The sequence below is a fragment of the Deltaproteobacteria bacterium genome, assembly GCA_005879535.1.
Lineage (GTDB): Bacteria > Myxococcota > Myxococcia > Myxococcales > 40CM-4-68-19 > 40CM-4-68-19.
Genome location: VBKI01000101.1, coordinates 33,799 through 59,178, shown reverse-complemented (window position 1 = coordinate 59,178; position 25,380 = coordinate 33,799). Strand labels below are relative to the sequence as shown.

Annotated in this window: 31 protein-coding genes; 21 read left to right on the top strand and 10 right to left on the bottom strand. The window is 68.8% G+C overall.

Features of this window, described 5'->3' with window-relative positions; all coding sequences use genetic code 11:
* From E6J58_23700 to E6J58_23685, 4 genes are all read left to right on the top strand, one after another.
* Positions 1-398 (top strand): hypothetical protein (locus E6J58_23700; GenBank protein ID TMB32171.1); only part of this gene is annotated, 398 nt, incomplete at its 5' end.
* Complete coding sequence (locus E6J58_23695) at positions 398-949, top strand: hypothetical protein (GenBank protein TMB32170.1); 552 nt, start codon at positions 398-400, stop codon at positions 947-949. The genes E6J58_23700 and E6J58_23695, both read left to right, overlap by 1 nt.
* Complete coding sequence (gene queC / locus E6J58_23690) at positions 949-1,623, top strand: 7-cyano-7-deazaguanine synthase QueC (protein TMB32169.1); 675 nt, start codon at positions 949-951, stop codon at positions 1,621-1,623. Before E6J58_23695 ends, queC begins: the two co-directional genes overlap by 1 nt.
* Before the next feature lie 4 nt (positions 1,624-1,627).
* Entirely contained in the window at positions 1,628-2,437 is an 810-nt protein-coding gene (locus tag E6J58_23685) for a dienelactone hydrolase family protein (protein TMB32168.1), read from the top strand.
* Between the two features lie 6 nt (positions 2,438-2,443).
* Here E6J58_23685 and E6J58_23680 read toward each other — a convergent pair whose 3' ends face one another.
* Entirely contained in the window at positions 2,444-3,010 is a 567-nt protein-coding gene (locus E6J58_23680) for a hypothetical protein (protein ID TMB32167.1), read from the bottom strand.
* Between the two features lie 24 nt (positions 3,011-3,034).
* Positions 3,035-4,069 (bottom strand): rod shape-determining protein, encoded by a 1,035-nt coding sequence (locus E6J58_23675; protein ID TMB32166.1) that lies wholly within the window; start codon positions 4,067-4,069, stop codon positions 3,035-3,037.
* Positions 4,070-4,071: 2 nt separating this feature from the next.
* Here E6J58_23675 and E6J58_23670 point away from each other — a divergent pair, with 2 nt between their 5' ends.
* The 8 genes from E6J58_23670 to E6J58_23635 all read left to right on the top strand — a co-directional run bounded on the left by E6J58_23670 (position 4,072) and on the right by E6J58_23635 (position 9,731).
* Entirely contained in the window at positions 4,072-5,748 is a 1,677-nt protein-coding gene (locus E6J58_23670) for an aldehyde dehydrogenase family protein (GenBank protein ID TMB32165.1), read from the top strand.
* A gap of 125 nt (positions 5,749-5,873) precedes the next feature.
* Positions 5,874-6,359 (top strand): hypothetical protein, encoded by a 486-nt coding sequence (locus E6J58_23665; protein TMB32164.1) that lies wholly within the window; start codon positions 5,874-5,876, stop codon positions 6,357-6,359.
* 59 nt (positions 6,360-6,418) lie between these two features.
* Positions 6,419-6,913 carry a hypothetical protein gene (locus tag E6J58_23660; protein ID TMB32163.1) on the top strand — a complete coding sequence of 165 codons (495 nt, stop codon included), beginning with the start codon at positions 6,419-6,421 and terminating at the stop codon, positions 6,911-6,913.
* Positions 6,914-6,954: 41 nt separating this feature from the next.
* Positions 6,955-7,356 (top strand): PTS sugar transporter subunit IIA, encoded by a 402-nt coding sequence (locus E6J58_23655; GenBank protein ID TMB32162.1) that lies wholly within the window; start codon positions 6,955-6,957, stop codon positions 7,354-7,356.
* Positions 7,353-7,865: a PTS sugar transporter subunit IIB gene (locus E6J58_23650; protein ID TMB32161.1), complete on the top strand. Its 513-nt coding sequence runs from the start codon at positions 7,353-7,355 to the stop codon at positions 7,863-7,865. The genes E6J58_23655 and E6J58_23650 overlap by 4 nt, the downstream gene beginning before the upstream one ends.
* Positions 7,866-7,886: 21 nt before the next feature.
* The gene (locus E6J58_23645; protein TMB32160.1) at positions 7,887-8,618 is read left to right on the top strand and encodes a PTS sugar transporter subunit IIC; all 732 of its coding nucleotides are present in this window, start codon (positions 7,887-7,889) and stop codon (positions 8,616-8,618) included.
* On the top strand, positions 8,618-9,388 hold the full coding sequence (locus E6J58_23640) for a PTS system mannose/fructose/sorbose family transporter subunit IID (protein ID TMB32174.1): 771 nt from the start codon (positions 8,618-8,620) through the stop codon (positions 9,386-9,388). Before E6J58_23645 ends, E6J58_23640 begins: the two co-directional genes overlap by 1 nt.
* Before the next feature lie 58 nt (positions 9,389-9,446).
* Positions 9,447-9,731 carry an HPr family phosphocarrier protein gene (locus E6J58_23635; protein TMB32159.1) on the top strand — a complete coding sequence of 95 codons (285 nt, stop codon included), beginning with the start codon at positions 9,447-9,449 and terminating at the stop codon, positions 9,729-9,731.
* Between the two features lie 59 nt (positions 9,732-9,790).
* On the opposite strand, the gene E6J58_23630 is transcribed toward E6J58_23635, so the two are convergent.
* The 4 genes from E6J58_23630 to E6J58_23615 all read right to left on the bottom strand — a co-directional run bounded on the left by E6J58_23630 (position 9,791) and on the right by E6J58_23615 (position 12,403).
* Entirely contained in the window at positions 9,791-10,489 is a 699-nt protein-coding gene (locus tag E6J58_23630; GenBank protein TMB32158.1) for a hypothetical protein, read from the bottom strand.
* A gap of 110 nt (positions 10,490-10,599) precedes the next feature.
* Positions 10,600-11,169, bottom strand: a complete 570-nt coding sequence (gene plsY, locus E6J58_23625; GenBank protein ID TMB32157.1) for a glycerol-3-phosphate 1-O-acyltransferase PlsY — start codon at positions 11,167-11,169, stop codon at positions 10,600-10,602.
* Positions 11,166-11,564, bottom strand: coding sequence for a DUF2752 domain-containing protein (locus E6J58_23620; protein TMB32156.1), 399 nt, complete (start codon positions 11,562-11,564; stop codon positions 11,166-11,168). The genes plsY and E6J58_23620 overlap by 4 nt, the downstream gene beginning before the upstream one ends.
* Positions 11,561-12,403, bottom strand: a complete 843-nt coding sequence (locus tag E6J58_23615; GenBank protein ID TMB32155.1) for a YIP1 family protein — start codon at positions 12,401-12,403, stop codon at positions 11,561-11,563. Before E6J58_23615 ends, E6J58_23620 begins: the two co-directional genes overlap by 4 nt.
* A 139-nt stretch (positions 12,404-12,542) precedes the next feature.
* Here E6J58_23615 and E6J58_23610 point away from each other — a divergent pair, with 139 nt between their 5' ends.
* The 6 genes from E6J58_23610 to E6J58_23585 all read left to right on the top strand — a co-directional run bounded on the left by E6J58_23610 (position 12,543) and on the right by E6J58_23585 (position 18,213).
* Positions 12,543-13,547, top strand: coding sequence for a hypothetical protein (locus E6J58_23610; GenBank protein ID TMB32154.1), 1,005 nt, complete (start codon positions 12,543-12,545; stop codon positions 13,545-13,547).
* 100 nt (positions 13,548-13,647) lie between these two features.
* Positions 13,648-14,469, top strand: coding sequence for a hypothetical protein (locus tag E6J58_23605; GenBank protein ID TMB32153.1), 822 nt, complete (start codon positions 13,648-13,650; stop codon positions 14,467-14,469).
* A gap of 10 nt (positions 14,470-14,479) precedes the next feature.
* Positions 14,480-14,704: a 2TM domain-containing protein gene (locus E6J58_23600; GenBank protein ID TMB32152.1), complete on the top strand. Its 225-nt coding sequence runs from the start codon at positions 14,480-14,482 to the stop codon at positions 14,702-14,704.
* Positions 14,705-16,165: a hypothetical protein gene (locus E6J58_23595; GenBank protein TMB32151.1), complete on the top strand. Its 1,461-nt coding sequence runs from the start codon at positions 14,705-14,707 to the stop codon at positions 16,163-16,165. It abuts the gene before it with no gap.
* Positions 16,166-16,258: 93 nt separating this feature from the next.
* The gene (locus E6J58_23590) at positions 16,259-17,227 is read left to right on the top strand and encodes a radical SAM protein (protein ID TMB32150.1); all 969 of its coding nucleotides are present in this window, start codon (positions 16,259-16,261) and stop codon (positions 17,225-17,227) included.
* The gene (locus tag E6J58_23585) at positions 16,915-18,213 is read left to right on the top strand and encodes a flippase-like domain-containing protein (protein TMB32149.1); all 1,299 of its coding nucleotides are present in this window, start codon (positions 16,915-16,917) and stop codon (positions 18,211-18,213) included. The genes E6J58_23590 and E6J58_23585 overlap by 313 nt, the downstream gene beginning before the upstream one ends.
* Positions 18,214-18,218: 5 nt before the next feature.
* Here the strand turns inward: E6J58_23585 and E6J58_23580 are convergent, their stop codons facing one another.
* The gene (locus E6J58_23580) at positions 18,219-19,010 is read right to left on the bottom strand and encodes a DUF3047 domain-containing protein (protein ID TMB32148.1); all 792 of its coding nucleotides are present in this window, start codon (positions 19,008-19,010) and stop codon (positions 18,219-18,221) included.
* Here E6J58_23580 and E6J58_23575 point away from each other — a divergent pair.
* Together E6J58_23575 and E6J58_23570 are read left to right on the top strand one after the other, a co-directional pair.
* Positions 18,971-20,590: a hypothetical protein gene (locus tag E6J58_23575; GenBank protein TMB32147.1), complete on the top strand. Its 1,620-nt coding sequence runs from the start codon at positions 18,971-18,973 to the stop codon at positions 20,588-20,590. The two genes, E6J58_23580 and E6J58_23575, sit on opposite strands and share 40 nt — an antisense overlap.
* A 9-nt stretch (positions 20,591-20,599) precedes the next feature.
* Complete coding sequence (locus E6J58_23570) at positions 20,600-20,929, top strand: FKBP-type peptidyl-prolyl cis-trans isomerase (GenBank protein TMB32146.1); 330 nt, start codon at positions 20,600-20,602, stop codon at positions 20,927-20,929.
* Between the two features lie 18 nt (positions 20,930-20,947).
* Here the strand turns inward: E6J58_23570 and E6J58_23565 are convergent, their stop codons facing one another.
* Genes E6J58_23565 through E6J58_23555 form a run of 3 tightly spaced genes read right to left on the bottom strand, consistent with a single transcriptional unit; the run spans position 20,948 to position 24,770 of the window.
* Positions 20,948-21,895, bottom strand: a complete 948-nt coding sequence (locus E6J58_23565; protein ID TMB32145.1) for an SDR family NAD(P)-dependent oxidoreductase — start codon at positions 21,893-21,895, stop codon at positions 20,948-20,950.
* Positions 21,892-23,787 carry an asparagine synthase (glutamine-hydrolyzing) gene (gene asnB, locus E6J58_23560; GenBank protein ID TMB32144.1) on the bottom strand — a complete coding sequence of 632 codons (1,896 nt, stop codon included), beginning with the start codon at positions 23,785-23,787 and terminating at the stop codon, positions 21,892-21,894. The genes E6J58_23565 and asnB overlap by 4 nt, the downstream gene beginning before the upstream one ends.
* Positions 23,787-24,770, bottom strand: a complete 984-nt coding sequence (locus E6J58_23555; GenBank protein TMB32143.1) for a glycosyltransferase family 2 protein — start codon at positions 24,768-24,770, stop codon at positions 23,787-23,789. The genes asnB and E6J58_23555 overlap by 1 nt, the downstream gene beginning before the upstream one ends.
* Between E6J58_23555 and mscL the strand changes: the two genes are divergently transcribed.
* Entirely contained in the window at positions 24,742-25,239 is a 498-nt protein-coding gene (gene mscL / locus E6J58_23550) for a large conductance mechanosensitive channel protein MscL (GenBank protein ID TMB32142.1), read from the top strand. The genes E6J58_23555 and mscL overlap by 29 nt on opposite strands.
* Positions 25,240-25,380: the final 141 nt, after the last annotated feature.

The window sequence follows — 25,380 nt, the reverse complement described above, 5'->3', positions numbered from 1 at the left end:
GCGGGCGGTTCAACGTCGTGCTGCGGGGCGTGCAACGGGCATCGATCGAGCAGGAGCTGCCGAGCGAGGAGCCCTACCGCCGGGTCCGCGCCACTCCGCTGTTTTCCTCGCGGTCGAGTCCCAGCGCGGGGCAGATGGCGGCCGATCTGAAGCAGCTCGTGCTCGCCCTCTCGGCCGCGCTGCGGAACGAGGAGACCCAGGCGCTCGCCCAGCTTGCGGCACGCGCGGCAGATCCCGGCGACCTCGCCGACCTCGTGGCCGGAGCGTTGATCGCCAACCCGCGGGAACGCCAGGCCGTGCTCGAGGCCGTCGAGGTGGAGCCACGTCTCGAGCTCGCCGCGCAGGCCGCCGCCGCCGCGCTGGCGCGCACCGCCTCCAACGCGGAAGCCCCCAATTGATGCGGATCGCCCTCCCGCTCCTCCTCTTGCTCGCCGGCTGCCCCGAGCAGTCCGGGCTGCAGTGTCCGCCCAACACCAACCTGGTCGGCGAGTACGCGCTGACGTTCACCGCGGATCACGACGCGGGCGAATGCATCGCGCAAACCGATGCCGGTCCGGTTCCGCTGGCGCTCAACGACGCGGGCGTGAAGGGCTCGACGCTTTGCCTCGCCACCGCGGCGGACGGCGGTCCACAGCTCCAGCTTCTCGTCCCCGGGAAGGGCGGCGCGAGAACGAGCGACCTGCTCCCGGACGGCGGGTTCCACTTCGTCAGCGATCCCGTCCTCGGCCAGGGAACCGCGTGCGTCTGCGACGTCAACATCGCGGAAACGTTCGACGGGTACCTGCTCACCGGCGCCCCGTTCGCCCTGCGGCCCGACGGTGGCCTTCCGCTCGTCACCGGCGTGAGCGCCACGCTGAAGGATCGGCTGAACGACGCCGGCCCGGGGACGGACTGCCTCTGTGCGCTGCCCTGTTCGGTCACCTATTCCGTCGCCGGAGCGCCGTTCTGATGCGGCCGGCGGTGGTGCTCTTCTCCGGCGGGCTCGATTCCACCACCTGTCTGGCGGTCGCGAGAGAGGACGGCTTCGCGCCCCACGCGCTGGCGGTGCGCTACGGGCAACGCCACGCTCGCGAGCTCGACGCGGCTGAGCGCGTTGCGCGTATGCTCGGTGCGCCGCTCAAGATCGTGTCGCTGGACCTGCGCGCCGTCGGCGGTTCCGCGCTGACCGGCGATCTCGAGGTTCCAAAGGACGGCGTCGGCGGTGGCATTCCCGTCACGTACGTTCCCGCGCGCAACACCGTGCTGCTCGGGCTGGCCCTCGGCTATGCGGAGACGCTGGACGCGCAGGACCTGTACATCGGCGTGAACGCCATCGACTATTCCGGCTATCCCGACTGCAGGCCTGCATTCGTCGAGGCGTTCGAGAAGCTGGCCAACGTGGCGACCGCCGCAGCGGTAGAAGGCCGGGCCCGCTACCGCGTGCACGCGCCGCTGCTCCAGCTCAGCAAAGCGCAGATCATCGAGCTCGGCACGCGGCTGGGAGTCCCTTACGCAATGACGCATTCGTGCTACGACCCCGACCCGCAGGGCCGCGCCTGCGGCCGGTGCGACTCCTGCCGGCTGCGGGCGCAAGGCTTCCGCGAGGCCGGCGTGCCGGACCCGACGGTCTACTCCCCGAGGTGAAACCATGATGATTCTCGTCGCAGCAGCCCTGATCGCGCAGGCGCACGTCCACGGAGACGCCGGAACCGCCGACGGCAAGGACGGATCCGTTCCCATGTCGCAGCTGCCACACCCGCTCGACGGCCAGGCGCCGACGCCGAAGGGATCGATGACGAAGCTGCGGGTCGGCAACGAGACGTCCGACGCCTACGTGGCGCGGCCGCAAGGGAAGCCGCAGGGAGCGCTGCTGGTGATCCACGAATGGTGGGGTCTGAACGACTGGGTCAAGCACCAGTCCGACCAACTCGCCGGCCAGGGCTACCTGGCGCTCGCGATCGATCTCTACAAGGGGCAGGTCGCCACCGACCCGAAGCAGGCGGCGGCGCTGATGCAGGCGAAGGACGAGAAATGGGGCGACCAGGTCGAGGAAGCCGGCCTGGAGTGGCTGAAGCAGAACGTTCAGGGCGCGAAGGTCGCCACCATCGGATGGTGCATGGGCGGGGGCGAGTCGCTCAAGGCCTCGCTCAACGACCCGAAGGACGTGAACGCCACCGTCATCTATTACGGCATGCCGATCTCGGACGTCGTAAAGCTGAAGACGCTGCGCGGACCGGTGCTGGGGATCTGGGCGAACAAGGACCGCTCGATCACGCCCGACAAGGTGGCCGCCTTCGACAAGGCGCTGACCGAGGCCGGGATCAAGCACGAATTCCACGCGTACGACGCCGACCACGCGTTCGCGAATCCGTCCGGCGGCCGCTTCAACGGCGAGGCGGCGAAGGATGCCTGGAACAAGACGCTCAAGTTCCTCGACGCCAACGTCAGGTCGAAGTAGCCGCGGCTACCCCGCCGCTGCGGGGCGGCGCCGGGGGAGCTGGCGAATGGTGCCATAGAATCGCACCGCCGCTGCTCCGGCGCGCTGCAGGTCGCGGTTGTTCAGGTAGGCGACGACGGGCGAGGCGAGGATCGGGACGATCCGTCCGAACTGCGCCAGCCCGCGCTTGGTGAGCACCTTCTCCGCCACCCTCGCGATCACCTTCGGCCCCGCGCGTCCCGCGAGGTTCACCGTGTCCGCGCCGTTCGAGTAACCAAGGACCTCGAACACCTCGTCGCGCGCCCGGTCGCTCTTGAGGTTCACCTTGTGCACCAGCGCGATCTCCATGATCAGCGTGAGCTGGAGCACGGTGACGAAGACCAGATCGGCGGGGACCAGGGCGATGCCGAAGAGGCCGGAGACGGCGCCACCGGTGGATGCCCAGGCCTTCTTGCTGTCCGTCAGCCGCTGCGCCAGCTCCTGCACGGAGGCGCTCGGATACTTGTCGCGGAGCTCGTCGACGCGCTTGCGGCAGCGGCCGATCTCACCGACGTAGGCGCCCCAGAGCCGCTCCTTGGCGAAATCGGTCAGCACCGCTCCCCATCTTAACGCCGCCTTTCAGGCTGGCGAGCAGACCTGGCGGAGGATGTCGAGCTCCTCCAGCGCCTTGCCCGCGCCGATCACGACGGAGGAGAGAGGATCCTCGGCGAGAAAGACGGGCAGGCCGGTCTCCTCGCGCAACAGCGCGTCGAGGTTCTTGAGCAAAGCGCCGCCACCGGCGAGGACGATCCCGCGGTCGGCGATGTCGCCGGCGAGCTCGGGCGGAGTGCGCTCGAGCGTCACCTTCACCGCCTCGACGATGGCGTTGACCGGCTCGGCGAGGGCGTCACGGATCTCATCGGAGCTGACGGTGAGGGTGCGCGGCACGCCGGCCACCAGGTCGCGACCCTTGATGTCCATGGTGAGGACTTCGTCGCTCGGATAGGCGTTGCCGATGCCCATCTTGATCAGCTCCGCGGTCCTCTCGCCGATCAGCAGGTTGTACTTGCGCTTGATGTGCTGGATGATCGCCTCGTCCATCTTGTCGCCGCCCACGCGCACGCTCTTCGCGTAGACGATGCCGGCGAGCGAGATCACCGCCACGTCGCTGGTTCCGCCTCCGATGTCGACGATCATGTTGCCTGACGGCTCGGTGATGGGCAGCCCGGCGCCGATCGCCGCGGCCATCGGCTGTTCGATCAGGTAGACCTCGCGGGCGCCGGCGCTCTCCGCCGCCTCGCGGACCGCGCGCCGTTCGACCTCGGTGATGCCCGACGGGATGCCGATGATGATGCGCGGCTTCACCAGCGTCGAGCGATTGTGCGCGGCGCGGATGAAGTAGCGGAGCATCGCTGCGGTGATCTCGAAGTCGGCGATCACCCCGTCCTTCATCGGGCGGATGGCGACGATGTTGCCGGGCGTGCGGCCGAGCATCTCCTTCGCTTCCTTGCCCACCGCAAGGACCTTCTTGCCGCCCCGCGCTTCCTGCTGCACCGCGACGACCGAGGGCTCGTTCGACACGATGCCCATCCCGCGGATGTAGATCAGCGTGTTCGCGGTGCCGAGATCGATGGCCAGGTCGCGGGAGAAGAGCTTGTAGATCCCGTTGAACATGAATGCCTTGCGTCAGGGGGAAAAGCGCGCGGACGCTAGCACCCAGGTTCCAGCTCCGCAACGCGCACTTTCGCGCGTTTTTGCCGTGCCGTCGAAGGAAAATCTTGCTCGCCAGGGCTCGGCTGGACGTCCGCTGCCGGCGCCCGTTGAGTCCGCTCCCGTCCGGGCGTAGAGGATGCTCCATGCGCATCCCGGCTGGCGACGAGCGGCGGAAGAACCTCATCGGTGGCGCATGGGTGCCGCCATCCACCGACAAGTATGACCCATGTGTGAATCCCGCCGACACGCGCGAGATCCTCGGCTACTTCCCGAAAAGTGGTGCCGCCGACGCGAAGGCGGCGATCGGCGCCGCGGCGAAGGCGTTCCCCGGCTGGGCCGCGACGCCGGGGCCGGAGCGCGGGCGGGTCCTCGCCCGCGCGTACGCGATCCTGAAGGAGAGGGTCGACCTCGTCGCCGAGGCGCTCTGTCGCGAGGAGGGCAAGGTCTTCAACGAGGCGCGGGGCGAGGTGCTGCGAGGCCTGAACATCCTCGAGTTCTATGCGGGCGAAGGTTTCCGCCAGCACGGCAAGACGCTGCCGTCGGAGATGCGCAGCACGCTCTGTCTCACGCTGCGCCAGCCCGTCGGCCCCGTGGCGTTGATCACGCCGTGGAACTTCCCGTTCGCCATCCCCGTCTGGAAGACGGCGCCGGCGCTCGTGGCAGGCTGCACCGCGGTGCTCAAGCCGGCGTCCCTGACTCCGGTCTGCGCGCACCTGATCGCGGAGGCGTTGATGGAGGCGGGGCTTCCGCCCGGCGTGCTGAACGTCGTCACCGGACCCGGCGGGGCCATCGGCGATGCGCTCGCCGACGATCCGCGGATCAAGGCCGTGAGCTTCACGGGCTCGAACGAAGTCGGGCTGCGTCTCTACCAGCGCGTCGCGGCGCGAGGCGTGAAGGTGACCCTGGAGATGGGCGGCAAGAATCCGGTGCTCGTGATGGACGACGCGGATCTCGATCTGGCGGTGGAAGGGATCGTCCAGGGCGCTTTCGGCAGCACCGGCCAGCGATGCACGGCGACTGCGCGCGTCGTCACTACGCCCTCCATCGCGCCGAAGCTGACCGAAGCGCTCGTCGAGCGCGCCCGAAAGCTGCGGGTGGGAAATGGCATGCAGCCGGGGGTGCACATGGGTCCCGCGGTGGATGCCGGCCAGCTGCGCACCGATCTCGACGCGATCGCGCAGGCGCGCAGCGAAGGGGCGAAGTTGCTCTGCGGCGGCGAGCGGCTCTCCTCCGCCGAGCACGAGCACGGGTTCTTCGTCGCGCCCACGGTCTTCGACGCCGTGCAGCCCGGGACGCGGCTCGCCAGCGACGAAGTGTTCGGTCCTGTCCTCGCCATCCAGCACGCGCGTGATCTGGAGGAGGCAGTGCGGCTCGCGAACGACGTCGCGTTCGGCCTCACCGCATCGATCTACACGCGCGACTATTTCCAGGCGATGCGTTTCGTGGAGAAGGCGGAAGTCGGCATGATCCACGTGAATCAGCCGACCGTTGGCGGCGAGGCGCAGCTCCCGTTCGGCGGCATCAAGGCGACCGGCGTGGGGGAGAAGGAGATGGCCGAAGAGGGATCGAACTTCTTCACGCACCTCAAGACCGTCTGGCTCGATTACACGGGTAGCAAGCGGAACACGAACATCTATTGAGAGGACCTGGTAAAGCGCAACAAAAGCCGGTCCATGGGCGGCTGTGCAAGACCGCGCACCAGCCCGTTCCTTGACCTTGCGGGCGGGCCCTGAAACAGTACGATGTTTTTTGGAGGAGGAGCCTCATGCATCACCCGCCGCGAATGGCGCGGATCCTCTCTGCTCTCGCGGGGGTTGTGTTCGGCCTCTTCGGCGCGGAGATGACCTTCGGCCAGCTGCGCCCGGACGAGGGGCGCTCCGACGCGGTGCTCTACTCCATCGAAGTGCGCAACGGCGCCGGGGACCTGCTTGCGAGCCCGATGCTCGTCGGCGAGGAGGGCCGCCCGGTCCACCTCAATCTGTCCACCGAGGCGGGTCGTCATACCGAGCCGCTGGCGATGTCGCTCGACCTCGATCCTTCGCCCGACGGCGACAACCTCTGCGTGGGCTATCGCCTCTCACTCGACGATGGATTCGCGCACTCGGGTCGCATGGGCGTCGCCTATGGCCAGATGCAGTCGGTCGAGTTGAACGGAGGCGGCGAGAATCTGAGGTTGTCGCTGGTCGTCGCGCGCGCGAAGACGCCAGAGTTCGACCGCATCCTGCAGCGGCACCGCCGTCCCTCGGCGTGATCCGATGTACAAGTCATGAGATGCGCTTAGCTTGCGGCCTGCTGTGGTAGAAGGGCCGCGTGGCGCAGCCCTCTCTCACACCGCAGGAAAACAGGCTCGCCGCCTTCTGCCGGGTCTTCGCCTTCCTCTACTTTGCAGGCGGCCTCGCGTTCGCCGTTCTTCCCGAATGGACATATCGAGTCGCTTCCGCCGGCGCCGACTTCGGCGTGTACGGGCCGGAAACGGCGTTCTGGAACGTGCTCGCGGTGGCGATGATGACCGGCGCAGGCACCGCCTGCCTCGTCACCGCGGCCCGCCCCCGCGAACGGCGGCACGCCATGCTGTCCGTCGTGGTCGCGAAACTCACCTCCAGCGCCCTTGCCGCCGTGCATCTGCTCGGCGCCGGCCGGTCGCGCGCGCTCGCGGCGGTGTTCATGACCGATCTTCCCCTCCTGCTTCTCACCGTCGCCGTCTACCGCTCGGCCGCACCCGGCATCCACAGCGCGCCGGCCCGGGAGCTGCCGCCATCGGCCATCGAAGAGCGGCCGAAGATCCAGTTGAAGGTCTCCAAGTAGCTTTCCTGCGTGGCGGGTCCGCCTGCGTTACATTGCGCCGCATGATCGGCGTGGTCGTCGCGACGCATGGCAAGCTTGCCGAGGAGATGATCCGCACCGCCGAGGCGGTGGTCGGTCGCCTCGAGCAAGTGGCGGCGGTGAGCGTAGTGGCCACCTCCCCCGACATGCGCGGCGATCTGAAGGAAGCCATCCAGCGCGTCGATCAAGGCGAGGGCGTGCTCCTCCTCACCGATCTGCTCGGAGGATCTCCCACCAACCTCTGCGTGTCGTTCCTGACGGAGCGCAAGGTCGAGGTGGTGACGGGAATCAACCTCCCCATGCTGCTCAAGCTTTCGGGCCTGCGCGCGAGCGGCAAACCGATCGCCCAGATCGCGCACGACCTCGCGGAGGCGGGCCAGCGCTCCATCGGGCACGTCAGCAAGTCGCTGCGGAGCCTCGGTTGAGCAAGGCGCCCGCGGGCGTCGCCCTCGTGCGCGTCGACAACCGCCTCGTCCACGGCCAGGTGCTCGAGGCCTGGCTGCCGGCGCTGGACGCTCACGGGATCCTCGTGGCCGACGACGAAGCGGCGGGAAACGTGCTCGCACGGTCGGCGATGACGCTGGCGATCCCTCCGGGGATCCGGTTCGAGGTGGTCCGCCTGCAGGCGGCCGCGGAGCTGCTGCGGCCGGGAGGCCGGGGAGCACAAGCCGCGCGCACGCTGGTCCTGCTCCGCGACGTGCGCGATGCCGTGACGCTGCACGAGGCCGGAGTTCCGCTCCCGCAGCTCAACCTCGGAAACGTCCACTTCAAGGCAGGCCGCAGGCAGGTGTCGCCGTCGGTGTTCCTCGATGCCGAGGAGCTCTCCGCGCTGGAGACGCTCGCGCAGGCCGGAACGCACGTCGAGGTCCGCGCGGTGCCCACCGAGCCGCCGCTGCGGCTGCCCCAGCTCAAAGCGCGATTCGCGTCGGCCTGAGCGGGGTGTAAAGAAGGGCGGATGCTCCCGCTCCCTCCCGGCGGCGCCGCGCACCTGTTCTTTCTCGCCGCCGTCGCCGCGCTCGTCGGCGGCCTCTCGGCGATCGAGCGCAAGGGGGCGCTTCAGCTCATGCTCTCGCGCCCCATCGTTCTTGCTCCCATCCTGGGATGGGCGCTGGGCGACGCCCGCGGCGGGCTCGTCCTCGGCGTCCCGCTCGAGCTGCTCTTCCTCGGCGGCGTCAACCTCGGCGGCAGCCTCCCGGACAACGAGTCGCTTCTCGCAGGAGCGCTGACGGCCATGGTGGTTCCCGCTGGAATTGCCGCCGGCACCGGCGTCGATGCGCCGCTGGCGGCGCTCGGCCTCGCCCTGCTGTTGCCGCTCGCCCTCTTCGGACGCCGGTTGGACCGGGCGGCGGAAGAGCTGAACTCGCGGTTGATGGACGAGGCCGTGCGGCGGGCATCGCGAGGGGATCCGTCCGCCGCGCGTGTCAACCTGCGCGGACTGCTGCTGCCCTTCGGCGCGGCGGCGGGCATCTGCGCGCTCGGCGTCCTGGTCTCGCCGGTGCTCGCGCTCGCGCGGGCGAAGTGCAGGGCCATCGAGCTGTTTGCGCTCGCGGAGTCGTGGCACCTCGGCTGGGCCGTCGCGGCGGCGTGCGCGGTGCGGGCAATCCGCGATCCTCGCGCACCCGCGCTCGCGGCGGTCTGCGCGCTCACCGTCATCGTCATCACGCTGGCGTTCCGGGGCCCAGGATGATGCGCACAGCCATTTCGACCGGGCCCGCCCGGCGCGTGTCGGTGCGCAGCCTCGCCCGCGTGTTCGTCCGCTCGCTCTTCCTGCAGGCGGCCTGGAACCCGCGAGGCATGCAGAACCTTGGCTTTGCCGACGCAATCGCGCCGGCCCTCGCGGAGCTCTATCCCGATCCAGCGAGGCGGGCGGAGGCGGTGGCCCGGCATCTGGAGTTCTTCAACTGCCATCCCTATCTGGCGGCCGCGATCCTCGGCGGGGCGGTGCGACTCGAAGAGAGAGTCGCAAATGGAGAGGCGTCGCCGCAGGAAGTATCCAGCTTCAAGAGCGCGCTCGGTCCACCGTTCGCGGCGCTCGGCGACGGCTTCTTCTGGCTGGCGCTCAGACCCGTGGCCGCGCTGGCTGCCGCCGCGACGCAACCGATTCTCGGCATGGGCTGCGTGGCCGTATTCCTCGTCCTCTACAACGCCGTTCACCTGCCGGTGCGGCTGTGGCTCTTCACGACAGGCTACCTGCGCGCGGAGGGCGTCGTCGAGGCGGTCGCGCGCGCGCACATGTCGAGCGGTACCCCGTTCCTGAAGGCATGCGGAGCCGCGCTCGCAGGCGCGGTGGCGGCGCGCGGAGTCCTCGATGCGCGGCTGGCCGCCGGGACTTTCGATGCGCTGCTGGTGGCGGCGACCATCGTGCTGGCGTGGGCGACGCTGCCCCGGCTGGGCGCGACGCGCGCCGTCTACATCGCCTTCGGCCTGGGTTTTCTCTTCGGAGCACGCCTTGCCTGAGCCCGTTGTGGCTTTCGGCGATTCACGGGTATTGAAAGGATTGGGCTGAGAGAAGCGGATGGCGGAAGAGACGATTGAAAAGAACTGCACGGTCCGCAACAAGATGGGCGTGCACGCCCGTCCCGCGGCGTTGATCGTGCAGACCGCCAACCGGTTTCCCTGCGACGTGACCCTCGTGAAGGACGGTCAGCCGGTCAATGCGAAGAGCATCATGGGCGTGCTGATGCTCGCGGCGCCGATGGGCACGACCGTGACGGTGCGGGCCGAAGGCGAGCAGGCGCAGGAATGCGCGGACGCGATTGCGGAGCTGTTCGAGAAGGGATTCAACGAAGCGATCGGATAGCCGCTGCCGGACGTAGGAAAGGTTTTGCGGCTGCGCTTCCAGACGTGACATGTCGTGATTCAGTGTGTCGGCGGCAGTATCGTCGTCTCGTCACGGCCCACTTCAGTTTCGTTCGTGACCAGCGCGCTCCGCGCGGAATGGCCGTTGCCGGAGCGGCGCTTCAGCCGGAACTCGTCCGAAAACGGCACGCCGCTCGAGCGACTCGCCGCCGCCAGCGCCCCGAGGAGCGATCCGACCAGCGCGAGCACAGCGCCGCCGGCCGCGAAGATGGCCACCACGGGACCGTTACCGGTGGTCTCGACCAGCGCGGCGGTCTGGCCGCGCGTGTTCTTGTGCAGGGTGGTGTTGTTGACCGGCGTGCGGGAAAAGGCGGCGACTCCGGCGACGAACAGCGCGATCAGCCCCGCGAGCAGCATCGACATGCCCCAGGAAACAGCGCCGTGCATCAGGCTCTCGCTCCGGCGGCGGTCTCCGGCGAGGCGCACCACGGCGAACGCGCCGACGAACGACGCGATGACCGCGCTGACGGCTCCCCACAGGCCCGCTCCCGCGTTGGAAGCGGCGGGACGGGCGACGAACGGGTCGATGACCGCCAGACCGATGATCATCGCGATCAATGCCAGGATCAGCATTACGCCCCAGCCGATCAGCGTGCCGCCAAAGAGGGCGCTCCAGTCGAGGCGCATGGGACGGTCGAGGCGGGCGTCAGCTTCGCTGGGCAGGGTGGTGGTGCCGTAGCTGCGATCGAAAGTCGCCATCGCTCTTCTCCTCTCAAGCCATAGCCGCAAAGCCGCACCTACGGTGCGGCAGCGGCTACCTGCACGGTTGTGCGCGCGCGAGGCGCGCACAAGGCACGGTCGTCCCGAGGCTAGCTCTCCCGTCTGCCCAGCAGGCGACGGATGTTCGCCTGGTGTCGGAGTACGACGAGCAGGGCCACGCCGATCAGGCCGTAGACGGCGGCGCGGTCGGCCGTCAGCGCAGCGACGACGAGTGCCACTCCCACGCCCGCCAACGATCCGACGCTGGAGATGTGCAACAGCCTGTAGAGGAGAACCCAGGTCGCCGCGCCGGCGACAGCCGCACCTGGCGCAAGCGCGAGCGATACGCCAAGGCCCGTCGCGACCCCTTTGCCGCCACGGAACCCGAGCCAGACCGGAAAGCAATGACCGAGCACCGCGGCCACAGCGCAGCCCGAAGCGAGCATGGGCGGGGCCTGCTCCGTCCGCGACGCGATCAAGACGGGGACCAGCCCTTTGAGGGCGTCGAGCGCGAGCGTCGCGATTGCCGCTGGCCGTCCGGCGGCGCGGGCGACATTGGTCGCGCCGATGTTTCCCGAGCCGACGGTCCGCACGTCGGCGCCGCTCACGGCTCTGGCGATGAGCAGGCCGAAGGGGATCGAGCCGCAGAGATACGCGCCCGCTGCCCAGAGCCAGCTCATGCGCGTCCCGACAACACGACGAACAGCCAGTTCGCGGCGAGCGCGGCGGCGGCCGTCCAGCGAAGCGCCGGCGTCGCTTCGATCCGTGGGGCGAACGGGAAGCCGACGAGGCGCAACCCGGTCCAAGCCACGTGGGCCGCTGCGGCGATGGCGGCGAGCGCGCCCAGTGGGCTCCACGACAGCGCCAGAAGGAACTGTCCCCGGACGGCGAAATGGAAGGCGTGCGTGCCGCCGCAGCCGATGCAGGGGAGTCCGGTGGCCGCCCGGAACGGACAGGCGAGGAGGGCAAACGGCGGCGCGTCGATTGGAAGGAGCGCGCTGGCTGCGAGTACGACTGCAGCCACGCAAGCCAGCGCGAGCGCGTGAACGGAAGGACGGCCGGCGCGCACGATCATGGCTGCCCGAGGGCGCCCCGCAAAGCCAGCGCCATCGCCCCGAACGCGACGAACAGCACGCAGCACAGCACGAGGTACGGCGCCAGCACCGATGCGGCGGCGCCGCCGGCGGAGATCCGATGCGTGATCTTCATCCCGATCGCCGTCAGCACGATTAGCCAGAGCACGCCGACGATCGAGCCACACGCCGGCACGGCGAGCAGTGCGAGCGGGGCGCAGGCGTAGGCGCAGGCGGCAAACGTTGCCGGGAAGCCGCGCCTGGCCTGGCCCAGCAACGCCGCGACTCCATGGGTGACCGCGGCATTGAGATAGAGGAACACGAGGCTGAACAGCGGCGTGAGCACCACCAGCGCCACCACCCACCCAGGAGAGCTGGCTTGCGTCTGCACGTCGATCATTCGCCGCAGCACGGGGCCGAGATCGCGGTTGCGCGACATCGACTCCACGAGCCGCCGCATCTGCTCGCGTTGCCCGCCCAGCAAGAGCCTCTCGAAGATCTGCCCGATGGCCCAGAACGCCGACGTGGTGAGCACGGCGAAGCCGAGCTGCGAGGCGCCGCGGTCGCGCCGCGCCGAGGCGAACAACTTGCCCGGCTCCAGCAGCGCCTGTTGCAGCGTCTGCAGCCAACCCGTCCAGAAACCGAGCTCTCCGCGCCGCTCCCAGGGCGTCCCGGCGGGCTCCTCTGCCCCCGCCGCGGCGTCGTGCGCAGGAACGGCCGCCGCCGGTTCCGGGACGATCAGCGGCTTGGCGCATATCGGACAGTCCTGGCGTCCCGGCCGGTCCGTGCTGAATGTATTGCGGCAGCTCGGACAGCGTGCGAGCACAGCGCCTTCTAGCACGTCCGTTGCAAGACAGCGGGCGTCCGAGTCGCTTCCACGGCGACTGCGGGATGCCTACCTCTGCGGGGCAGCCGGGACTTCCCGGCGTGCGGCGCCCCGAGATCCCAGCGCCGCGAACAACCCCTTGAGGAGGCGCAAAATGAGGTACGTGTATGGACTCGCGCTGGCGGCCGCGTTCGTGTTTGGCTGCAGCAGTGGAAGCAAGAGCACGAAAACAGCGTCGACCGATCAGGGCACGTCCGGAACAGTCCAGGGGACGGGCTCCACGGCCGGCACGCAGGCGAATACGCAGGGAACTGCGACGACCTCGACGGCTGGCACGTCGAACAATCAGACCGGCACGGATACGAACGCGCAGGGCTCCGCGAGCGGCTCGATGGGCGGGCAGACGGCGAGCGGCTCCGCGACCACGAGCGACCAGGGCAGCACCGGCAGCTCCACCTACGGCAGCCCCGGCAGCACCAGCTCCTCGCAGAGTGGGCAGAGCGGTCAGAGCGGCACCGGTACGTCGAGCTCGGGCTCGTCTGGAACCAGCGGCACAGGTAGCAGCGGCACTGGTTCGACCTACGGCCAGAGCGGCCAGAGTGGCCAGAGTGGCACCAGCGGCTCGACCTACGGCCAGAGTGGGCAGACCGGCCAGAGTGGACAGACCGGCCAGAGCGGCAGCAGCGGCTCGACCTACGGCCAGAGTGGCCAGACCAGCCCGAGCGCGCAGCCCGGCCAGACCAGCCCGAGCGCGCAGCCCGGCCAGACCAGCCCGAGCGCGCAGCCCGGCCAGAGCGGCAGCTCCGGAAGCATGGGCACGTCGGCGTCCGGATCTACCGCCGATCAGGGCAGCCTCCGCACCGTCACCGGCTCCGTTGCCCGCGTCGATCAAAACAGCATCACCCTCGACCAGTCGGCTGGCGGCGTGACGCTGACCGTCGACTCGCAGACCCAGGTCCTCCGCCGCGGACAGCCCGTGGCCGCCGGCATTGCGGCGATCCGCGAGGGCACGCAGGTTCGCGCCAGCTTCGATCCCGCCTCGAACCGCGCGGACAAGATCGAGGTGATGGGCCGCACTTCGTCGAAGAAGTCGAAGGCGAAGTCCAACAGCAGCACCGATACGAGCAATACCAACCCTAGCAGCAACACCCCCAAGTAGGCTGCGGGGCGCGGCTCGCTCTCCGGGTGCGAGCTGCGATTGCGGAGCGCCGGGTCCTCCTCAGGGGACCCGGCGCTCGCGCTTCGTGTAGGGTCCCCCGGTGATCCAGTTCTTCTGTGGCGCCGCTTTCGTCGCCGCCACCCTTCTCGCGTCGCGGTACAGCGCGCGCGTCGACCTGTTGCGGTTTCCGCTCGCCTGGATAGGCGTCCTCGTCGCCCTCGACGGCCTTGCCCGCTGGCGACGGGGAGCGTCTCCCTTGCGCGGGCCCCCGGACTGGCTTGCGGCAGGTGCTGCCAGCGTCGTCTTCTGGGACGTCTTCGAGCTCGTCGATCTGCGTTTGCGCAACTGGTGGTACGTGGGCGTTTCGCCCGACCCATGGGCCGGGGCGATCTTCGGTTTGGTCTCCTTCGCCACGGTCCTCCCCGCGGCGCGACTCGGCCTCGCGCATGTTGCGGACGCCCATCCGGCGCCCCTGCGGCACGGACGGCTGCGGCGCGCATTCGCCGGCGTCGCCATGGTCGTGCTGGCGCTCGCGTTTCCGCGCTACGCCTTTCCGCTCGCCTGGATCTTTCTCTGGCCCATCTGCGAGGCGCTCTCCGGAATGCGCATCCCCGTCCGCGTGGTTGCGCTCGGGCTGCCGCTGGGAATCCTGTGGGAGGCGCTGAACTGGCGATGCGCACGTGGATGGGTCTACACGGTCCCGTTCTTTGATCATCCAAAGGTGTTCGAGATGCCGCTGCCGGGCTACCTGGGATACCTGCCGTTTGCGATGGAATGCGCCGCTGCCCTCGCGCTCCTCGATCGCCTGCGGCCTCATCTGCGCGGTGCCCGCGGCGGTCTGGCCCTGCTCGGCGTTCTGGTCTTCCACGGCGCCGTCGATCACTTCGCGCGAGGGCAGACGGTGCTCTCCTTTTCGCGGTAGAAATCGTCGCATGCCCGGCAAGGGGTTCCTCGTCCGCGAGCACCACCGCACGCTGCTCACCATCCACGCGCTGGTGATGATCTCGGGCCTGCTCACCTGCGCCGTCCTGAACCGGCGCTTTTCTCCGGATCGGTTCTGGGTGCAATGGGTCGCGCTCGGATGGGGAATCGCCTTCGTGCTGCACCTGTGGGCCTTCTCCCGAGGGACGCTCGCCACGATGGGGCGACGCAGGTAGATGGGGATCCTGGCGACGTTGAGGCAGGACCGGGCAGGCGAGTGGAAGACCCTCGACGACTACCTGCGTGAGCTTCGGCATCGCGAGACAGGTGCGCTGGCCGCGCTGGCGAACGCGCTCCCGGCACCTTCGCACGAGCAGAAGGAATTGGCCGAGTACGGAGAAGCCGGCGCGGTGTTGTTGGAAGTCGCCTGCGATCTGCGCGTCCCGAAAGGGTCGCGGCTCGCAGCGACGCGCTGCCTGATGGAGGCCGGCATCGAAGCGCCGTTCGTCGGCCACCTGTTCATCGGCGCCGGAGATCTCGTCACCGACCCGCGCCTGGGAGCAGCGGCGCGCAGGCTGGTCGAAGCGGGCCTGCCGGCAGCCTTGCATCTGGAAGGGGAGCCGGCCCAGATCACGCTGGCGGCCGGCTCTTTCGCCCGCGCCGCGCACGCGGGAGGTTCCGCGGTCGGGCAGGCGCGGGTCGCGGAGCTGCTCTCGGGCGCGCCGGAGCTTCACGCCGGTGTGGTTGCGGCGCGATTCGCTCTCGGAATCGCGGAGCTTCCCGAGGGCCACAAGACGGGGTGGAAGCGCCTGCTCGAGCAGACGTGCACGGCACACCGCCGCGCCCCGGCGGCGGCGAAGCGCGTCGGCCTCGCGCCGCAATGGCCACCCAATCTCCCGGAAGCGTTCACGCCGATGGTGCGCGAAGCGGAGCAGCACACCTCGTCGGTCGAAGCCGCGGACGCCGCGGCGAATCCCGCCGGGCTGAAGCCCGCCCCTGCGGCCATGGCGGCAGCTCCGCCTGCGAAACGGCCGAAGCCGCCCGCCGTGCTACCGGGGAAGACGCTGGCGCCGCCCATTCGCCGGTCGCCGTTCCGCAAGGCGATCGGCGCGGTCGTGGAGGTGCCGGCGACGTTGCCGCCGAAGCCGATGCAGCCGGTGTCGGCCCGGCCCTCGAAGTCTGCCGCGCCCGACGCCCAACGCCCACGGATACAGCCGAAACAGGATGCGCCGCCTCCGGCGAAAGGGGCGCTGCCCGTCATGCCCCTTCCTTCGCGCGAACGCGAGGAGCTGCGATTCGACGCGCGCGGCAAGCGGATCCCACGTGGCGATCGCTGGAACGACGAAGATTTCCGCTGGGAGAGTCCGGTGCTCCCCTCGTCGGAGCTTCCCTCGCCCCCCAAAGCTCGCCGCGCGGTCGGTCCGTTCGCGTCGCGTCTGCAGTCGATCCTCGACGATCGCCCCGAAGCGGTGGACCGGTTCTGCGCAGCGGCGGAAGCCCGCGCCGCCGTCCGCGGCGAAGATGGCTTGCGACAGGAGCTTTCGGCGGAGCTGGGCGCGGATCGATGGCGCCGCAACCGGCTGCCACCCGAGCAGCGCCGCCGCCTCGAATCTGTGATGCAAGGGGAGAGCCATCCTACCGCATGGCGCTCCGCCGCGCGCCTCGTGATCGATTTTTTTGTGTCCGGCCACGGATGAGGGCAGTCTCCGCATGGGTCTCACCGCGCAATGCGTCAAACGTTGCCAGAACGATGACCAGATGCTAACGGTGCGCGCTTTCAGGGGTACGGAATGAAGATAGCCTTGAGCCCGCTGGAAAAGCTTCGTGCAGCGGGCAAGTTCCTCGACGTCACCTTCAACAAGCGCCCGCTCACGGTCTCCATCGAAGTCACCAAGCGCTGCAACGCTCGCTGCGATTTTTGCGACTACTGGAAGATCAGCGATCGCGACGAGATGACGGATTTCACCGACGTCGTGCGCCGCTTCGACCCCCTGGTGGTGGTGTTCACCGGCGGCGAGCCGATGCTCCGGCGCGACCTCGTGCCCCTGGTCCGCCAGATCAAGGAGCTGCCCGGGTTTCGCTACATCACCGTGCTCACCCATGGGGGATTCCTCACCGAGGCAAAGATCGAGGAGCTGGTCGCCGCGGGAGTCAACCAGATCAACATCTCGATGAACTATCCCGACGCCCGTCAGGACCGGGAGCGCGGGATCCCCGGACTCTTCGAGCGCCTCGAGCAGACCATCCCGAAGATGGTCGCGGCCGGGTACAGCTGCTTCACCTTCGCGTCGATGCTGATGGTCGACAACATGAACGACGCGGAGCCGCTCATCCGCCTCGCGCACCGCTGGGGCATCAACATCTGCTTCTCCGGCTACAACGACCTGAAGAACGGCAATCAGTCGCACATGGTGTCCAGGGAGAAGATGTCGGAGTTCAAGGTGGTATGCCGGCGGATCATCCAGCTCAAGCGCGAGCTGGGAAACGTGATGACGTCCGACTACTTCTTCGAGACGCTGCCGGAGTTCTACGAGAAGCGGCAGATCGACGGCTGCAAGGCCGGCAAGATCATGATCCACGTCTCGCCCAAGGGCATGGTGCAGCCCTGCGCCGAGCTCGCGCCGGTAGCGCACTACTCGGAGTTCCTGCCCGGCGCGTACGAAGGGCCCAACTGCGGGGCCTGCTTCGATGCCTGCCGCTCCGAGCCCCAAGCGCCGATCACCATGCGCCGCCTCGGCGAGCTGACGGGGCTCTTGTGACCGATCGGCTGTGGCTCCGCACGGTCGCCGGACTCTTCGCCGGCCTGGTGGCGGCGGCAGCGATCGTTCTCTATCTCGGCATCTCGCAGAGAGAGCTGGTCGCTTCCCTCCACGGCATCGCCGACGAGCCCCTCTTCCTCGCCGCGCTCGGCGGCCTGGTGCTGATGGCGCTGCAGGCGCTGCGCTGGTGGGTGGTGATGCGCCCGGTGCTCGAGTTGAACTACGGGCAGGCGTTCCGCGCGCTGATGGTAGGCTTCTTCTTCAACGTCCTCTTGCCGGCGCGCGGCGGCGATCTGCTCCGCGTGCAGTACCTCGGCAAGCGCACCGGGACCTCCCGCGCCAAGCTGCTGGGCACCGAGATCGTCGATTTCTGGAGCGACAAGTGGGGATGGGTGGCGGCCTTTCCCATCCTCTGCCTGTTCGGGTCGCCGCCTGCGTGGCTGTTCCGGGCGCTGCTGTTGATCGGAAGCGTCGTCGTCGGCGTGGGCATCCTGCTCGCGCTGATGGGCAGCGGCCTCTTGCGCCGCGGCCCGCGCTGGCTGACCAACCTGCGCGACGGCTTCGCCGCCAATCGCTGGAAGCGGCTGCTGCTGGTGGAGACGGTGATCGCGCCCCTCCCCTGGCTGTGGGAAACGATGGTCATCGCCGTGGCGGGCCATGCCGTTGGCCTCGACCTGACCGCGATGCAGGCCTTCGCCGCGCTCACCGCCTTCAACGTGGCGACCGCCGTCCCTTCTCCGGGCAACGCGGGATCGTTCGAGGCCGGGGGGACGTTGGCGCTGATCGCGTTCGGAGTCCCGAAGGAGACGGCGCTCGCCTTCATCTTCCTCTATCACCTCACGCAGGTGGTGCCGGGTTTCGTCGGCGGCGCGCTGGTGCTGGTGCTCGAAGGAGAGACGCTGTTCGGGAAGCAGAGCCTGTTCCGCTTCCGTCCGCCCGAGCTGCCCGACGTGGCGCACGTCGCGCCGGAGCTGGATCCGGGGTGAGGCGCTCAGTATCTGAGCTCGAATCCCGTGTAGTCGGCGGCCGAGATCGACTTCGTCTGATCGCCGTCGCTCATGAGGCCGACGCCGACCAGGTCGGGAACGTCGGCATTGGGGTTGCCGCCTTCGAAGTGGGCGCGAAACTCGGTCGAGGGATCGATCTCCTCCTCGCGCCACTCGCCCACCGGGCCGCCGGTTTCGAGAATGACGGTGTCCTGCACGACGAAGAGGTTGCGCTTCTGATCGCAGATGCGGCCCTTCTCCGCTTCCGAGCTCCAGACGTACTTGATCGAGTACCACTTCAGACCGCTCTTCCAGGACACGTAGATCACCGCGGCGGAGTCGCCGAAGCCGCCCTTGCACTCGTTTCCGCCCTTGGGCAGCACCTGCGCGCGCCATTTCCAACGGACGCGCTTCGTCCGCTGGCGGAGCGCGTCCGGCACCTCGGCGCCGAGGGTCACCGTCTCGAGAGGCGGCCGGTAGACGGCGCGGATGAAGGGTTGCGCGGGGTCTTCGACGATCTTGTAGTAGCTCACCGGGCCCGAGTAGCTCTCGAGCACGCGAAAGGAGTGGACGTCGATCGGCGTCGTCTGGAGTGGCCGCGTCTCGTCGGCCGGGGTCCCTGCGGAGAGGAGCACCACGCAGAGCGCCGCCAGGCTGGACGAGGTGCGGACCACGCGTACGCCGCAGCTTAACGGTTGGAGTGAAATGCGCCAGTCCTTGGCAGAGACACCGATTCGCAGGTAGAAGGCTCCGCGCGATGGAGGACGTTCCCGAGCACTTGAGCGGCCGCACCGCACCCTGGGGGCGGGCGGCCGCCGTCGTTCTCACCGTGCTGGTCGCGCTTGCGCTCTGGCTGCGCCTGCGCGGCCTCTCCGCCGAGGGCTTCGGCGACGACGAAGTGCACAAGTGGCTGGCGGCGAATCGGTACTTGCACGGCGTCTTCTCCGGCGACGACGTCGAGCACCCGATGCTGATGAAGTGGCTGATCGCCGCGGCCATCGCCGTCGGCTCGCCCTTGGGTTGGGCGCCGGAGACGATGACCCGCCTTCCTAACGCCATCGCGGGAGGCGTCGGCGTCCTGGTGGTGGCGCTTCTGGCGCGGCGGCTGTTCGGCCGGACGGCGGGCCTGTTGTCTGCCGCCCTCGCCGCCTGCTCCGTGACGCTCGTCGGCTACCAGCGCGTGGCGAAGGAAGACACGCTGCTCGGCATCTTCCTCATGCTGCTGCTCTGGTGCATGGCGGAAGCGAAGGCCGCAGCCGATGATGGGCGCGACCCGCGCGGCTGGGAGCACGGCGGCGCGGCCGCCTTGGCCGGAATGCTCGCCTCGAAGTACTTCTTCTTCCTCACGCCGATCCCGGTGGCGTTCTATCTCTGGGTGCGGCCGCAGACGCGCTGGCGCCTCTCCGCGCGGCGGTGGCTGCAGCTGATCCTGGTGGCGTTCGGGTTCTTCGTCTGCGTGAACTGGTCGCCGTTCCTGCCCAGCACATGGGAATACGCGAAGAGCTACACCACCGGGCAGCAGACGGTGCACGGATCGCTCTTCTTCATGGGGCGCATCTACCACAACCTCCTCGAGTACGGCCTCGGTGGAACGCCACCCTGGTTCTATGCGGTGTTCGCCGCGGTGAAGCTCGCTCCGGCCACGTTCCTCTGCGCGGCGGCGGGCCTCGCCATTGCGGTGGTGCAACGCCGGCCTGCGCACAGGCTGATGCTTTCGTGGGTGGCGATCTGGTTCCTGGTTCATTCGCTCTCGGGCTCGAAATGGGGCCGCTTCTTCGTCAGCGTCCTGCCGGCGTTCCTCATCTTCGCGGGAGCAGCCGCGGCCCAGGTCCTCGATCGACTCCGGATGCCGGCTGCGCGCTGGGCGACGGGGGCGGCGGCGATCCTGCTCCTTCCAGGAACCGAAGCCGTAGCGGCGGTGGCGCACGCGCCGCACTACCGCGCCTACATCTCGCCGCTCGGCGGCGGAGACGCGAAGGTCGACTGGTATTTTCCTCATTGCGATTACTTCGACGCGGGTTTTCGCGAGGCCGTGCAGTACGTCGCTGCGCACGCGGAGCGCGACGCGGAGCTGTCGACCGAGATCGATTGGCCCGCCCGGCTCTACACCGGCGCGACGGGCCGCAACGATCTTCGGCTCTCGCTGGTCCGCCGCGGTCAGGCCTGCCACACCGGCCGCATCTGCTACGTGGTCGTCCAGGCGGGGCGGCTCTACTTCCTCAACCAGGACGCAGTGGCCAACCTTTCCCGGCGCGTGCCGTGGCACGTCGAGCGGGTCCTCGACCACGAGGCGGTGAAAGTGTACCGCCTGCTCCCGGGAGAGATGCCGTTCCCGGACGACGAATCTTCCGCTCCCGGACCGTTGGTCCAGCACTGAGAGGAAACTTTGGCCGGAAAGCTGGAGATCGAGGACGTGGTGGTGGGAACGGGCGCCGAAGCGGTCAAGGGCAAGCTGGTATCGGTGCACTACACCGGGTGGCTCACCGACGGAAAGAAATTCGATTCCTCGAAGGACCGCGGGCAGCCGTTTCAGTTTCCCCTCGGACGCGGCCAGGTGATCCGGGGCTGGGACGACGGCGTGCAGGGAATGAAGGTGGGCGGCAAACGCAAGCTCACCATTCCCCCCGACCTGGGCTACGGCGCCCAGGGCGCCGGCGGCGTCATCCCGCCCAATGCGACCCTCGTGTTCGAGGTGGAGCTCCTCGGCGTGCGTTGAGGGACCTCAGGGGAAGCGTTAGACCCAGTTCTGACCCTCGCCGCGGATCCACTCCGCGAACTTCTTCAGACCGGCGCGGATCGGCGTACGCGGCGCATACCCGAGGACCTCTTTGGCGTGCGTCACGTCCGCGCTGGTCAGGGGCACATCGCCCGGCTGCGCGGGCTGGCGGTCGAGGACGGCCCGGACGCCGAGCGCCTCTTCGAGCAGCGCGACGAGCTCCGCGAGCGAGGTGGTGTGCGCTCCGCCGAGGTTCAAGACGTCGTGCCGGAGCGGGACATCGCAGGCCGCGAGGACGCCGGAGACGATGTCGTCGACCCAGGTGTAGTCGCGCCGCGTGGAACCGTCGCCGAAGAACGGGAGCGGCTGGCCGGCGAGCATCCGGCGCGAGAATTTGTGGATCGCGAGATCCGGCCGCTGCCTCGGCCCGTAGACGGTGAAGAAACGGAGCGCGGCGACCTCGATGCCGTAGAGGTTGTGGAACGTCCGCGCCAGCACCTCGGACGCGACCTTGCTCGCGGCGTAAGGGCTCTCCGGAGAATCGATCCGCGCGGTCTCGCGGAATGGGGCCTGCGCGTGCGCGCCGTAGACCGAGCTGCTCGAGCCGAGCAAGAACCGCCGCACAGCCGCCCCGCGCGCTGCCTCCAGCAGGCACGCAGTCCCGCGCACGTTGACGTCCATGTACGCCGCCGGCCGCTCCAGACTGGGCCGCACGCCGGCGAGCGCGGCCAGGTGTACGACCAGCTCTGGCCGCGTCTCCGCGAAAGCGCGGCTCATCGCGTCCTGGTCGCGGATATCGCCCTCGATCAGTCGCGCGCGCCCGTCCAGCGAGCGCCGCTTCAGACGCTCCGGATAGAACGGGTCGAAGTTGTCGACGATGGCGACTTCGTCGCCACGATCCGCGAGCGCCTTCACCAGGTGCGAGCCGATGAAGCCTGCGCCGCCCGTCACCAGGATGCGCCTCAAGCGGCGCTCCGCAGCGATACGGCCTGCGCGTGCTGCTTCCGCCAGAGCTGAAACATGAGCAGCGTCCAGAGCGGCTTGCGCAGGTCGGCGCGACCGTCGAGGTGCGTCTGCAAGAGCTTGCGGACGGCGGCGACATCGAAGACGCCCGCGGCGAGCAGCGCGCGCTCGGAGAGCATCTCCTCGAACAGCGGCCGCAACGGACCGCGGATCCAGGCGGCGACGGGGATGCCGAATCCCTTCTTGGGGCGCGCAAGGATCTCGTCCGGAACCACGCCGCGCAGGGCGCGCTTGAGGATCAGCTTCGTGCGCGTGAGCGACATCTTCAGACGCCACGGCAGCCTTGCAGCAAACTCGACGACGTCGGTGTCCAGGTACGGCGCGCGCAGTTCCAGCGACGCCGCCATCGATGCGCGATCTGCCTTCACCAGGATGTCGTCCGCGAGATAGCGGGTGAGATAGTAGCGCAGGGCCTCGTCCACGGAGCCGGCAGCGGCGCCGCCGAGCACCGCGTCGTCGAGCACCTGGCGGAAGGCGACCTCCGGCGAGGCGAGCGGCCGCAGCCCGGGTTCGAGGACGTTGCCGATCTCCGCAGGGAGGAACGAGGCGATCCACGACGCGTGGCGGAGCGACGGCTCGGCGTCGACGCCGCGGAGGAACTGCTTGAGCCGGAAGTCGAGGCTCATGTTTCGCGACGAGACGGGAAGGTGCTGCACGACGGTGCGCAGTGCCGCGCGGACCGGGTTGGGAAACCGCGCCACGAGCGACGCCGGCCGATGCGCCAGGAAAGGATCGTAGCCTGCGAACAGCTCGTCTCCGCCGTCGCCGGCGAGTGCGACCTTCACGTGCTTGCGGGTGAAGCGCGAGAGCAGCAGGGTGGGAAGGAAGCTCGGATCGGCGAAAGGCTCGTCGAGCTGAGCGGCGGCGGCAGGGATGAGGTCGAGGCAATCCTGTCCGGAGAACTTCTCCGAGACGTGGTCGGTCCCGAGCCGCTCGGCGGCGAGCCGCGCCCAGGGCGACTCGTCGAAGCTCTCCTCGACGAATCCGATGGAGAACGTCTGCAGCGGCTTCTTGTGCCGGACGGCCAGGGCGGCAATCGAGGTGGAGTCGATCCCGCCGGAGAGGAAGACGCCGACGGGCACGTCCGCCACCAGGCGCTTCGCGACCGCCCGGTCGAGCAGGCGGAACAGCTCTTGCGCCGCGTCCTTGGCGGTGATCCGCTCGTGCGACGGCGGCGGCACCTGCCAGTAGCGGCGGAGGCGAAACCCGCGCTCGTCGAGGACGGCGACGTGAGCCGCGGGCAGCTTGCGGACCGAGCGGAGGATGCTTGCCGGCGCCGGGACGTACTCGCAGGCGAGGTACTGCACGAGCGCCTCGGCATCGAGCTCGCGCGGGACCGCCCCATGCGCCAGCAGCGCCTTCAGCTCGGACCCGAAGATGACGCGCGATCCGCGAACGAAGTAGTAGAGGGGCTTTTTTCCCAGCCGGTCCCGCGCCAGCACGAGCTTCCGTCTGCGCGAGTCCCAGATGGCCAGCGCGAACATGCCGTGCACGCGCTCGGCGAATTCCTCGCCCCATTCCAGGTACGCGCGCAGCACCACCTCGGTGTCGCTGCGGGTCGTGAACGGATGGCCTTTGCCGCTCAGCTCCTCGCGCAGGGCGGCGAAGTCGTACGCCTCGCCGTTGAACGCGATGGCGACTCCGTCGCGGACCATGGGCTGATCGCCCGACTCGAGGTCCAGGATGGCGAGCCGGAGATGGCCCAGAGCCGCGGGACCGTCGAAGAAGAACCCGTCCGCGTCAGGCCCGCGATGCGCGATGGCCCGCGCAGCGCGGCGCACGCCCTCCGCGTCCGGAGCTCCGTCCAGATCGACATCGCCGCAGATTCCGCACATCAGTGCCCCACGGCCCTGGGCAGCGGCTTTTCCGGCCGGTTCAGCTCCTCGGCGATGAGATAGGGTCGTTTGTCCTGCGACTCGTAATAGGTGCGCACCACCAGCTCGGCGAGCAGCCCCATCAGAAGGCTGAGGGCGCCGACGAGCGTAAACATCACCGTCACGAGGGGCAGCGGCGTCTCGACGAAGTCCTTCAGCCCCGCGACCTTGTAGTAAAGCGCCCAAAGGAACGCCACCGCGGCGCAGGCGAAGGAGAGGAGCCCGAAACCTCCGAAGACGTACACCGGCTTGGTGGCGAAGCTGGCGAGGAACTTCACCACCATCAAGTCGAGCACCACCTTGAACGTGCGCGAGAGCCCGTACTTCGACCGGCCCGCGCGGCGGGCGCGGTGGTTCACCACCATCTCGCTCACGCGCGCGCCTTGCCAGGAAGCATAGATGGGAATGAACCGGTGCATCTCTCCGTACAGCTTGACGTCCCGGAGCACGTCGCGGCGGTACGCCTTGAGCGAGCAGCCGTAGTCGTGCAGGCGCACCCCCGAGATCGCCGAGATCAGCCGGTTCGCGATGCGGCTGGGAAGCTTGCGTCCGAGCTCCCGGTCCTGGCGGTTCTTCCGCCAGCCGGAGACGACGTCGAATCCGGTATCGAGCTTGGTGAGCAGCTTCCCGATGTCCGCCGGGTCGTTCTGCAGATCGCCGTCCATCGGCACGATCACGTCGCCGCGGGCCGCCTCGATCCCGGCGCTCATCGCGGCGGTCTGTCCGAAGTTCAGCCTGAAGCGGATGACGCGCAGCTCGCGACGTTCGGCGGCGATGCGCGACAGCTCCTGGAACGTCCGATCGCGGGAGCCGTCGTCGACGCAGATTACTTCGAAGCTGCGCCCGAGCTTCGTCAGCTCGGCGAAGAGCTCCTCGAGCAGCGCCCTGACGTTCTCCTCCTCGTTGAACAGCGGAATGACGACGGAAATCTGCGGTCGATCCATCGCGCTGGGGATAACACGCAAACCTGCCCCTCACAACCGCGTTGCTCTGCTTTCCGGGTCGTGCGAAGGGGTCGTCATGATGACCAAGACTACGAAGGAATTTCGCGAGTTCCTCCTCAAGCAGAACGCGTTCGCCCTGGCCGTCGGCGTGATCATCGGTGCCGCCATCGGGAAGGTCGTCTCCGGGATTGTCGAGGACGTGTTGATGCCCGTCATCGGCCTGGTACTGCCGGGCGGCGAATGGCGGAACGCGCAGCTCGTCCTTTCCGGGCAGAACGCGATCAAGTACGGCGACCTGGTGGGCCGCATCTTCGACTTTCTCGTCGTCGCGCTCGTCGTCTTCCTCCTCACCAAGGCCTTCCTGGAGAAACCGGCGGCGGCGCCCTCGACGAAGAGCTGCCCGGAGTGCCTGGAGCCGATTCCGCTCGAGGCGCGAAAGTGCCGCGCCTGCGCGTCGCCCGTGAAATAAGCTGGCGGCGTGGGCGAGCTGATCCTCACCTTCACCGGGCGCGACGCGCCGGGAATCTCCTGATGCTGCAGAAAACCGGGCGCGACGTCGCGTCACTGGAACGGGAATGACCCTCTCGAGAAGGAAGCTGCTGGGAACGGC